12 protein-coding genes and 1 pseudogene are annotated in these 10,058 nt (G+C 73.1%); 7 read left to right on the top strand and 6 right to left on the bottom strand.

Translation table 11 applies throughout. The features are described 5' to 3' along the window. The 5 genes from D3272_RS23555 to D3272_RS23535 form a co-directional block, all read right to left on the bottom strand. The coding region (locus D3272_RS23555; protein WP_165361498.1) for a methyl-accepting chemotaxis protein at positions 1–1,304 on the bottom strand (1,304 nt) is incomplete at its 3' end. Between the two features lie 213 nt (positions 1,305–1,517). Beyond that, positions 1,518–2,546, bottom strand: coding sequence for a 2-keto-3-deoxygluconate permease (locus tag D3272_RS23550; RefSeq protein WP_129221655.1), 1,029 nt, complete (start codon positions 2,544–2,546; stop codon positions 1,518–1,520). Positions 2,547–2,643: 97 nt separating this feature from the next. Next, positions 2,644–3,399, bottom strand: coding sequence for a 2-dehydro-3-deoxy-D-gluconate 5-dehydrogenase KduD (gene kduD, locus D3272_RS23545; protein WP_129221654.1), 756 nt, complete (start codon positions 3,397–3,399; stop codon positions 2,644–2,646). Then, the gene (gene kduI, locus D3272_RS23540; RefSeq protein WP_129221653.1) at positions 3,396–4,232 is read right to left on the bottom strand and encodes a 5-dehydro-4-deoxy-D-glucuronate isomerase; all 837 of its coding nucleotides are present in this window, start codon (positions 4,230–4,232) and stop codon (positions 3,396–3,398) included. Before kduI ends, kduD begins: the two co-directional genes overlap by 4 nt. Further along, on the bottom strand, positions 4,229–4,975 hold the full coding sequence (locus D3272_RS23535) for a GntR family transcriptional regulator (protein ID WP_129221652.1): 747 nt from the start codon (positions 4,973–4,975) through the stop codon (positions 4,229–4,231). Before D3272_RS23535 ends, kduI begins: the two co-directional genes overlap by 4 nt. Positions 4,976–5,148: 173 nt before the next feature. Between D3272_RS23535 and D3272_RS23530 the strand changes: the two genes are divergently transcribed. After that, a complete protein-coding gene (locus D3272_RS23530) occupies positions 5,149–5,895 on the top strand; it encodes a hypothetical protein (protein ID WP_129221651.1) in 747 nt (248 codons plus the stop codon). A gap of 179 nt (positions 5,896–6,074) precedes the next feature. Continuing rightward, positions 6,075–6,551, top strand: coding sequence for a DUF892 family protein (locus tag D3272_RS23525; protein WP_165361497.1), 477 nt, complete (start codon positions 6,075–6,077; stop codon positions 6,549–6,551). Between the two features lie 149 nt (positions 6,552–6,700). On the opposite strand, the gene D3272_RS23520 is transcribed toward D3272_RS23525, so the two are convergent. Next, positions 6,701–6,961: a hypothetical protein gene (locus D3272_RS23520; RefSeq protein WP_129221649.1), complete on the bottom strand. Its 261-nt coding sequence runs from the start codon at positions 6,959–6,961 to the stop codon at positions 6,701–6,703. On the opposite strand from D3272_RS23520, the gene D3272_RS23515 reads away from it, so the two are divergent. The 5 genes and pseudogenes from D3272_RS23515 to D3272_RS23495 all read left to right on the top strand — a co-directional run. Beyond that, positions 6,951–7,193 (top strand): hypothetical protein, encoded by a 243-nt coding sequence (locus D3272_RS23515; RefSeq protein WP_129221648.1) that lies wholly within the window; start codon positions 6,951–6,953, stop codon positions 7,191–7,193. The two genes, D3272_RS23520 and D3272_RS23515, sit on opposite strands and share 11 nt — an antisense overlap. A 99-nt stretch (positions 7,194–7,292) precedes the next feature. Next, positions 7,293–8,351, top strand: a complete 1,059-nt coding sequence (locus D3272_RS23510) for a catalase family peroxidase (RefSeq protein ID WP_207210297.1) — start codon at positions 7,293–7,295, stop codon at positions 8,349–8,351. Then, positions 8,348–8,908 (top strand): cytochrome b, encoded by a 561-nt coding sequence (locus D3272_RS23505; RefSeq protein WP_129221647.1) that lies wholly within the window; start codon positions 8,348–8,350, stop codon positions 8,906–8,908. Before D3272_RS23510 ends, D3272_RS23505 begins: the two co-directional genes overlap by 4 nt. A 99-nt stretch (positions 8,909–9,007) precedes the next feature. Next, positions 9,008–9,250 (top strand): hypothetical protein, encoded by a 243-nt coding sequence (locus D3272_RS23500; RefSeq protein WP_129221646.1) that lies wholly within the window; start codon positions 9,008–9,010, stop codon positions 9,248–9,250. Positions 9,251–9,456: 206 nt separating this feature from the next. Next, a pseudogene (locus D3272_RS23495) lies at positions 9,457–10,050 on the top strand (sensor histidine kinase); the annotation flags it as partial. Positions 10,051–10,058: the final 8 nt, after the last annotated feature.

Below are 10,058 nucleotides of genomic sequence, written 5' to 3'. Positions count from 1 at the left end.
ATGCCGTTCATGGCCTCCACGGCCTGGCGCACGACGCGCCCGGAATCTTCCGCGCCGGCCTTGGCCTTGCGCACCGCCGCATCGGCGTGGCGGGCGCCCTCGGCGGTCTTGCGCACCGTTGCGGTAATCTCGTCGAGTGCCGCCGCCGTCTCCTCGAGCGAGGCCGCCTGCTGCTCGGTGCGGCGGCTGAGGTCGTCGGCCGCCGTCGAGATCTCGCCCGTGCCGGAGCGGATGGCGCCGCCGTTCTGCGCCACCACGGCCAGGGTCTGCTGCAGCTGGGCGAGCGCGCCGTTGAAGTCGCCCCGCAGCTTCTCGTATTCGGGCGAGAAGGCCCGGTCGAGGCGGGACACGAGGTCGCCGTGGGCGAGGCGGTCGAGCCCGTCCGCGATGGCGCCCACCACCTCGGCCTGCTGGTGGGCCGCCTCGGCCCGGTCCGCCTCGGCGCGGGCGCGCTCCGCGTCAGCGGCCCGGCGGGCCTCGCCGGCCTCGGCCTCCAGCGCCCGCGCCCGCAGCGCGTTGTCGCGGAACACCCCCACGGTGCCGGCCATCTGGCCCACCTCGTCGCGCCGCCCGAGCCCCGGCACGGCGACGTCGAGTTCGCCCCGCGCCAGCCGCGCCATGGCGTCCCGCAGCGCGTTGAGCGGCCCCGTGATGGTCCGCCCCGCCATTAGCATGGCGCCGAAGCCGACGAGGACGGCCGCCGCGGTGATGATGGCGAGCGTCGTGCGGCCGGTCGCGGCCGTGTCGGTGGCGAGGGCCGCCGCCTTGGCCTGGATGCGGTCCGTCAGCGCCGCGATCCGGGCGCCGTTGGCCGCCGTCATGGCGGTGATCTTCGCGTCGGCATCGGCCATCACCACCGTGGCATCGGTGATGTCGTCCTTCATCACGAGGTCGAGCGCGCTGTCGAGCTTCTCGGAGACGGCCCTGTAGTCGGCGGCGGTCTGGTCCAGTTCGGCGCCGAAGCCCGGCAGGTGGCGGCGCGCGACGGTCAGGGTGTCGAGCGTCTTGGCCTTGTTCTCGTCGTAGTCGGCCTTGGCCTTCTGCAGCATCTTGGCATAGTCGCCGTCCTGGACGGAGCCCTTGGCCTCCATGAGCTTGTAGACCGAATAGGCCTGGCTCACGACGAAGCGGCTGAAGCGCGAGCTCTGCAGCAGGCCGACCTCGTCGTGGTCGAGCAGCGCCCCGTACTGGCTGCCGATGGTCGTCATGGCGGCGCTGGCATAGAGCGCCCCGCCCGCCGCGACCGTCGCCATCAGCAGCACGGCCGCGAGAATCCTGATCTTGATGCTGATGGGTTGGGCCATGGCCGAAACGCTCGATCGCCGGCCCCCTCGGCCCGCACGAGAGCAGTATCGCCGGCATAAGTTGCGTCCCGGTCAACAACAGGCCGTGGACGACGCTGCGGAAGGTCGGGGCCAGAGCGCATTCGCCCTCGGCGAATACGCTCCGCTCGTCGAGCCGACGGCGGATCCACCGGCTCCGGATCGCCGAGGCGGTCCCGAGACGGCCGGTCCACCCTAGCCCTCGACGAGGTGCCCGCGCTCGCCCAGGGCGGCGGCGAGGCGCCGGTCGTCCTGCCGCGCTGTTTCCGCCATGCCGCGGCCGAAGGCGCGGTACCACAGGCCCGTGATGATCGGCACCACCAGGGAGGTGACGACGATGCAGATCGCCACCAGCACGGTCGCGTCCCGGGCCACGGCGTCGAACTGCGGCGCCACGGCGGCGATCGCCAGCGGGTTCGCGGCGGCGGCGCCGGCCGTCGAGGAGGCCGCGATGCCGGCCGTGCCGGTGCCGCCGCCGATGAACCTGTCAGCCAGGATCAGCGGGATGGCGGTCAGCACGATCACGGCGAGTGCCAGCGCCACGCCGAGCGCCGCCAGGGGCGAGAGCAGCGTGCCGAGGTCGATCGTGTTGCCGAGCGCGAAGGCGAAGAACGGGATCATCAGCTGCCCGCCGGGCGTGAAGAACTCGCGCAGCTTCGGGTCGAGGTTGCCGAGCAGGAAGCCGACCAGGAAGGGCAGCACCGCGCCGATGAAGATCTGCGGCTCGAAATGGGCGGCGCCGGACGCGCCCAGGATGATCATGCTCATCAGCGGGCCGGATTCGATCGACGTCAGGACGAAGGCGCCGGCCTCTTCCCGCGTCCCGTAGCTCTGCATCAGCGAGGCGTAGAGACCGCCGTTGGTCATGTCCATGGCGCAGACGATGGCCAGGATGGACAGGCCGGCGAAGAAGCCCGCGTGGATGCCCTCGGTCGGGATGACGAGCGACGCCACCAGCACGATGGCCCAGGCCGCTAGCAGCTTGGTCACCACCAGCGTGCCGGATTTGCGCAGCACCGTGCCGGTGGCGCTGAGCTTGATCGAGGCGCCCATGCAGAAGAACCAGACCGCCAGGATCGGGATCACGCCCGTCATGATGCCCTGCGTGAAGCCCTTGAAATAGGCCGGGGCCGTCGGCGCGAAGGTCTTGCACAGGGCGCCGAGCAGCAGCGGCACCAGCATCAGGCCTCCGGGGATCCGGTCCATCGCATGCTTGATCCTCATGGGAACGTCCTCCTCTGTTTCGGTTTTTATGGGCCGCGACGCGAGGTCGACGGTTCCGGTGGGCGCGCGGTCCGCGGGGGGCCGCGCGCCGGAAGCTTCAGCGGGCGAGCCAGCCGCCGTCGACGGGCAGCACGATCCCGTGCACGTAGTCGGCGGCCGCCGAGGCCAGGAACACGGCCGCGCCGCCCAGTTCCTCCGGCCTGCCCCAGTGGCCCGCCGGGATGCGGGCCAGGATGGCGGCCGAGCGCTCGGGGTCGTCCTGCAGGGCCTGGGTGTTGTTGGTGCGGAAATAGCCGGGCGCGATGGCGTTGACGTTGATGCCCTTGGAGGCCCATTCGCAGGCCAGAAGCCGCGTCAACCCGGCGAGCCCGCTCTTCGCGGCCGTGTAGGAGGCGACGCGGAGCCCGCCCTGGACGGACAGCAGCGAGGCGACGTTGACGATCTTGCCGCCGCGCCCGTCCGCCAGCATGCGCCGGGCCACGGCCTGGCTCAGGAAGAAGACCGATTTCAGGTTGACGTCGAGCACGGCGTCCCAGTCCTGCTCGGTGAAGTCGATGGCGTCGGCCCGCCGGATGATGCCGGCATTGTTGACCAGGATGTCGATGCGGCCGAGCCCGGCGGCCTCGGCCACGACCCTGTCGATCGGCTCCAGCGTGGCGAGGTCGGCCGTCACCGCCCGGAACGGCCGCCCGGTCGCCCCGACCAGCGCCTCCGTCCCGTCCATCGCCGAGCGGCCGACCGCCACGATGCCGGCGCCGGCCTCGGCCAGCGCCACCGCGATCGCCTGGCCGAGCCCGGTGTTGGCGCCGGTGACGACGGCGGTCTTGCCGGTGAGGTCGAAGCGCGCCGTCACCGCAACGCCTCCATGGCGACCGCGTCCATGTCGGTATAGTCGACGTTGTCGCCGCCCATGCCCCAGATGAAGGCGTAGGCCCGCGTCCCGACGCCCGAATGGATCGACCAGTTCGGCGAGATGACGGCGTCCCCGTCGGCCACCACGAGGTGGCGCGTCTCGGTCGGTTCGCCCATGAGGTGGACGACGCGCGCGTCGGCGGCGAGGCCGAAGTAGAGGTAGACTTCCGAGCGCCGGTCGTGGACGTGCGTCGGCATCGTGTTCCACAGATTGCCGTCCTCGAGCTGCGTCATCCCCATGACGAGCTGGCAGGTGCGGCACACGGCCGGGTGGATCATCTGGTGGATGGTGCGGCGGTTGCCCGTCGCCTGGTCGCCCGGCGACATCGTCCTGGCCTGGGCGAGCGGCACCACCACGGTCTCGTAGGCGGCGTGGGCGGGCGTCGACAGGAGGTAGAACCGGGCCGGGTCAGCGGGATCCTCGCTGGCGAAGGCGACGTCGCCGGCCCCCATGCCGGCATAGAGCGCGTCGCGGTGGGCGAGCCGGTGATGCGTCGCCCCCACCGTCACCAGCCCGGGCCCGCCGATGTTGAAGACGCCGAGTTCCCGCCGCTCCAGGAACGAGGCGGTGCCGAGCGGCTTCGGGCAGGGCAGGGCGAGCGGCGCGCCGGTCGGCACCGCGCCGCCGATCACGAAGCGCTCGTAGTGGCTGTAGGTGAGCGACACGGCATCGGGGCGGAACAGGTCCTCGACCAGGAAGTGCCGGCGCAGCTGCGCGGTGTCGTAGCGGCGCACCGCCTCGGGGTGGCTGGCCTGGCGGATGTCGATCGTCATGGGAGGTGTCCGGCTGGGGGGATGGGGCGGGCGCCGAGGTCCGGGCGCGGCGCCATGTCGAAACGGTCGGGATGGGCGGCCGCGATGGCGCCGAGATCCGCCAGCAGGCCGCCGATATGCGCCCCCATGCCGGCCGCGGCCGCCTCCGGGTCGTGCGCCGCGACGGCCCGCAGCACGCCCTCGTGTTCGGCGAGGACGCGGGCGAACCGCCCGGGCTGCGGCAGCGTCAGGCGGCGGAAGCGGTCGACCTGCACCTTGACCTGCTGGACCACGCGCCACAGCCCGGGGTAGCCGGCCGCCGCCGCGACGGCGGCGTGGAAGCGCTCGTCCGCCGCGTGGAACGCGTCCCCGTCCCCGGCATCGGCCGCGGTGCGGCCTTCGGCCAGCGCCGCCGCGATCCCGGCCACGGCGTCCCGGCTCCCCTCGGCGGCAGCCAGGCGGGCAGCGGTCTCCTCCAGCGAGCGGCGGATGACGAGGGCTTCGGGCAGGGCGTGGAAGGGGATGCGGGACACGAAGCTCCCGGCTTGCGGGAACACGCTGACGAGCCCCTCCTGCACGAGCTTCGCCATGGCCTCGCGCACCGGCGTCCGGCTGACGCCGTAGGTCTGGGCCAGGTCCTTTTCGAGGATGGGGGCGCCCGGCTCCAGGCGGAGCGAGGCGATGGCGTCGCGCAGGTCGTCCCGGATGGTCACGGCGGCCGGCACGGGCCGCGGCCGTCCGCGGGCCGACAGGGCACCCGGCATGGGGCTCCGCCTCGTCGTCTCCGCCGCAGGTGCCGCGTCGCGCATCCCGTCCCCTCCGGCGCTCGCCGGCGCCTGCCACGATGATGACACTGGCATGCCAGCGATGCAAGCACCGGGGGCGCCGCGACTCGCCCCATGCTGTCCGCCGCATCCCGAGCCCGACGGAGCCCATCGTGACCATCGCCTTCTGTTCGGACGACGACCTCGCCTACGACCGCAGCCGCACCCGCTTCGCGCCGGGATGCGGCCTGCCGCTCGACGACGCCTATCGCCTCGCCCACCTGCCGCTGGTGGCCCCGGGCCATCCCGGCGTGATCGCGACCCGGGCGGGGACGCCCTACGAGCGGGGTCGGCACCCGACCGCCCATTCCGTGGTGCTCCCGCTGCCGGCCGACGCGCTCGACGCTTCGCCGGCCTACCGGGCGCTGGATGCCGAGCTCCGCGCCGCGCCCTTCGCCGCGAAGGTGGCCTGGCCCATGCTCGACCGGCGGCGAGGGCGGCTGCACGCGACCCTGTGCGGCGGGCTGGGGCCCACCGTGCCCGCCATCGCGCCGGAGGCCCTCGAGGCGCTGGCGCGTCTCGGGCCCGTCACCGTCGAGGTCCGAGGCCCGTTTTCCGGCACCGTGAACCACGGGCGGCTCTATCTTCGGGTCTATCCCGAGCGGCGTGGTGGCGAGAACCTGTTCCACGCCGTGCAGCGCGCGCTCGGCCGCCCCGTCACCGACCTCTATGTCGCGGGCCTGTGGAACTTCGTCGACGGCCTCGATCCGTCCGAGGCCGAGGCCCTCGCGGGCTGCATCGCCCGGTGGTGGCGGCGCGTGCTGCTGCGCGTCGCCGTTCGGGAGCTTTGGGTGCTGGGTTCGCGCGACGACCTCGTGCTGGACGCCGAGATCGCGGCGCGCCTGTCGCTGGCGCGGTGACGGCTGCCTGTCCAGCCCATCGCCGCCCGCCGGGCCACCTCGGCGGCTGCGGCGGATCTGCCGCGGTTCGCTTGGTCGCAGTTGATCGTGCCGCCTGCCACGCGATGTCGGCTCGGGGCCGCGAACCCGCGGCGACCCGACACAAGCGAGGGATGACAATGGCAGGATCGAATGCCGCGATGGACGTCTACCTGACCGGGCTGCGCAACCAGCACGCCGTGGAAACCCAGGCGATCGGGACCATCCAGAACCAGCTCACCCACATGCAGGCCTACCCGGACCTGCACGCCAGGATGAAGACCGACAAGGAGCGCTCGGAAACGCAGGCCGCGCGCCTCGACGACCTGCTCGCCCGGCACGGTTCGGCGAAATCCGCCGCCAAGGAAGCCGTGGTGGGCCTGGTCGGCACCGTGGCGGGCTTCGCCCACGTCGGGTCCGACGACGACGTCATTAAGAACGTGCTCGCCGCCACCGGCTACAAGGCCTACGAGATCGCCTCCTACAAGGCCCTGTCGGCCCTGGCCGAGGCCGCCGGCGCATCCGAGGACAAGGGCGTGCTGGAACAATCCATGAAGGAGGAGCAGGAGATGGGCGACTGGCTCGGCAGCCATATCCCGGCCCTGGTCCAGGCCTATCTGGCGCAGAAGGCCGCCTGACCCGTCCCGGGCGGGCGCGACCGGCCCCGTCGCCCGGCGACGGGGCCGGTCAGGTCTGCGAGGGCATCGCACTCGGGCCCGAATGCCCTCCCGACACCTCGAAGACCTCCGCTTCGGTCTCGGACCACGGGGCATTCACGCACGGCTTCTCATGTCAGCGGCTTCTTGCGCCCCCGGGGCTTGGGCGTCGGCTTCGCCAAGGGAAGGGCGGGCAGGGGTTCCCGGTCCCCCTCCGGCGGGGCCTCGGCGGCCTTTCCGGCAGGCTCGGCCCCGGGGGCCTTGGGCGCCGGCCGCGCCTTGGTCTTCGCCGCCTCGCCGGGCTCGATATCCACGTACTTGATCGCCATCGTCCTGCCTGATCTGATGCCCTCTCCGTGGCCGGCATGAAAGCACGATCCGATGGCCATCACCTACTATGTCGTCGTGCCCTTCGGCCGCGGCGAGGACGGCGACCTCGTGCCGCTGGAGCCGCTGGAAGCGCCGAACGGCGAGAGCGCCCGGCGCCGGGCCCAGGCCGCCGCGACCAAGCACGCCGGCGCCATCGCGTTCAGCCGCACGGGCGACCCCGACAGCGGCGAGTTCGGCGAGCCCACCATCCTGGCCAGCTACGGCGAGGTCGACGGCACCATGCTGACGGGGTGAGGCCGCATCGCCGTGCCGCTCCCCCATCCACAGCCGCGGTAACGTCCCGCGGCCCGCCGACGTAAGGGCGGCATCGACCGTTTCGGAGTGATCGTCGCCGTGCAACGCCCATCCTCCCCCGGCAGCCACGTCGGGTCCCTCGTGCTGATCGCGGCCGTGGTGGCCGGGGGCGCGGCGGCCTTCGCCTATACGGGCGGTTTCCTGATCCCGGGCCGCCTGACGCCCGCCAAGCTGGTCGACGCGCTGGCGCCGCCCACCGGTCCTGTGCTGGGCCACCGGCGCAACCACGCCAAGGGCATCTGCTTCCTCGGCTCCTTCACCGCCACCGGGGCGGGTTCCGCCCTCAGCCGCGCCCAGGTCCTCGCCAAGGGAACCTACCCGGTCATCGGGCGCTTCAACCTCGGCACGCCCGACCCCGGCACCCCGGACGGCGACGTGCGGGTGCGCGGGCTCAGCCTCGACATCGAGCCCGCCGACGGGCAGCCGTGGCGCACCGCCATGATCGACGTGCCGTTCTTCCCGGTCTCGACCCCGCAGGCCTTCTACGACCTGCTCGTCGCGTCCGGCCGCAAGGACGACCCGGACGCCATGAAGGTGTTCGCCGCGGCCCATCCCGAGATCGGCGCCTTCGGGGCCTGGGCCAGGAGCGCGCCCTTCACGGCCAGCTACGCCGAGGAGCGCTACAACAGCCTGAACAGCTTCGTCTTCACGGACGCCGCAGGGGCCGACCACGTGGTGCGCTGGTCCTTCCTGCCGGCCGCCCAGCCCGAAGCGCTGTCGGCCGACGCCCTCAAGGCGCGGGGACCCGACTATCTCGAGGGCGAGATCGCCAAGCGCGTCGCCGCCGGCCCGCAGAGCTGGCTCCTCGCCATCACGGTAGCCGAGCCCGGCGACCCCACGGCCGACCCGAGCAAGGCCTGGCCCGAGGGCCGCCGCACCGTCGAGGCCGGCACCCTCACGGTGGACAGGATCGTGGCCGAGGCGGACGGGCCGTGCCGCGACATCAACTACGACCCGACCGTGCTGCCGGGCGGCATGCGGACCTCCGACGACCCGTTCCCGGCGGCGCGGTCCGCCGCCTACGCGGTCTCCTACAACCGCCGCACCGCCGAGGCCGGCGACTACCCCCGCGACGCCGTGCCGGGAGCCAAGCCATGACCGCCGCCCACCGCTTCACGCCGCTGCAGCGCGTCCTGCACTGGTCCATGGCGCTCGCCATCGTGGCCATGCTGTTCATCGGCGTCGGCATGGTGTCGACCATCCGGCCCGACTACCTGACGCTGGTGTCGATCCACAAGCCGCTCGGCCTCGCCATCCTGGTCCTGGCGCTGGTGCGGCTCGCCGTGCGGCTGCGCGTCGGCACGCCGGGCCTGCCGCGGGACCTGCCCCGGCCGATGAAGCTCGCCGCGCAGCTCTCGCACTACGCCCTCTACGCCGCCATGATCGCCATGCCGCTCATCGGCTGGGGCATGGTGTCGGCGGCCGCCTATCCCGTGCAGGTGCTGGGCGTGACCCTGCCCGCCATCCTGCCGCAGAACGACGGCCTGCACACGCTGCTGTGGAACGCGCACCGCGCCATCGCCTTCCTGTTCTTCGCCCTGATCCTGGTCCATATCGCGGCGGGGCTGTTCCACGCCCTGGTGCGGCGCGACGGGGTGTTCGAGGCCATGTCGCCCGTCCCCACGGGCGGCGGCGTGGCCGAGCCGGCGGAGTGACGCGGCCGCCCGGCGCGGTGCCGCCGCGGCGCTGGATCGCGGCCCCGCGCGGCCTACAATGAACTTGGGGCCGGCGGGATGCGGCCCGGAGACGATGCCATGGCCGACGACACGCCTTCCCCTTCCGCCGCTCCGGACGCCGCGGCCTTCGACCGGGCCGGGCAGGACGCCGTCGAGGGCCGCACCGGCGGAGCCGACGCCGCCCGGCAGGCCGGAGAGGGCGACGGCCCGGCGGCGGGCCCGCATGCGACGGCGACGCTGACGTCGGACGGATCGACCCCCGGCACGGGCGCGCTGCCCGACGGCGCCGAAGACGGCGAGGTGGATCCCGGCACCGGCTGAGCCGGACGATCGGCTGAGCCGGCGGCCCGCCGGGCGCCTGGGTCGGCGCCGGCAAGGTCGCCCTCGCCAAACCGCTCGGGCTCTACATGACCCGTGTGTTCACCGGGGAGCGGACGATCCTGTCCCCGGTGCTGTGGCCGTTCGAGCGGGGGCTCTACCGGGTCGCCGGCATCGCCCTGGCGGTCGCGCTGATCCGCGGCTTCGCGCGCGACCTCGACGGCGCGCTGGATCCCGAGGCCAAGCTCGATCTCCTCGGCACCGTGATCGACGAGGCGGAGCGCCTGAACCGCTTCATCGCCGACCTGCTCGACATGACGCGGCTCGAAGCGGGCGCGGTGGCGCCGAACCGCGCCGAGACCGACGTCGGCGAGATCGTCGAAGCCGCCCTGCGCCGTGCCGCCAAGATCCTCACGGCCCACCGCGTCGAGGTCGAGACCGCGCCCGACCTGCCACCCCTCGCGCTCGACGCCGTGCTGTTCGAACAGGCCCTGTTCGACCTGCTCGACAATGCCGCCAAATACGCGCCCGAGGGCACGGCGATCCGGCTGCGGAGCTGGCAGGACGGCCGCCGCCTGGTGCTGCAGGTGCTCGACGAGGGCGACGGCATCCCGGCCGGCGACGTCGAGCGCATCTTCGACAAGTTCTACCGCGCCCGGAAGGGCGACCGCGTGCGGGCCGGCACGGGGCTGGGCCTCGCCATCGCGCGCGGCTTCGTGGAAGCCATGGGCGGCACCCTCACGGCCTCGAACCGCACCGACCGGGCCGGGGCGGCCTTCACCCTCGCCTTCTCCGTGCCGGCCCCTCGTCC

Source organism: Lichenibacterium ramalinae, assembly GCF_004137085.1.
GTDB lineage: Bacteria > Pseudomonadota > Alphaproteobacteria > Rhizobiales > Beijerinckiaceae > Lichenihabitans > Lichenihabitans ramalinae.
This window is presented reverse-complemented; position numbering and strand designations above follow the sequence as displayed.

What these genes read in the sequence shown, in the direction of transcription:
- D3272_RS23550 (WP_129221655.1), bottom strand. Translation starts at nt 2,546, where the DNA reads ATGAGGATCAAGCATGCGATGGACCGGATCCCCGGAGGCCTGATGCTG.
- kduI (WP_129221653.1), bottom strand. Translation starts at nt 4,232, where the DNA reads ATGACGATCGACATCCGCCAGGCCAGCCACCCCGAGGCGGTGCGCCGC.
- D3272_RS23535 (WP_129221652.1), bottom strand. Translation starts at nt 4,975, where the DNA reads ATGCCGGGTGCCCTGTCGGCCCGCGGACGGCCGCGGCCCGTGCCGGCC.
- D3272_RS23525 (WP_165361497.1), top strand. Translation starts at nt 6,075, where the DNA reads ATGGACGTCTACCTGACCGGGCTGCGCAACCAGCACGCCGTGGAAACC.
- D3272_RS23515 (WP_129221648.1), top strand. Translation starts at nt 6,951, where the DNA reads ATGGCCATCACCTACTATGTCGTCGTGCCCTTCGGCCGCGGCGAGGAC.
- D3272_RS23505 (WP_129221647.1), top strand. Translation starts at nt 8,348, where the DNA reads ATGACCGCCGCCCACCGCTTCACGCCGCTGCAGCGCGTCCTGCACTGG.
- D3272_RS23500 (WP_129221646.1), top strand. Translation starts at nt 9,008, where the DNA reads ATGGCCGACGACACGCCTTCCCCTTCCGCCGCTCCGGACGCCGCGGCC.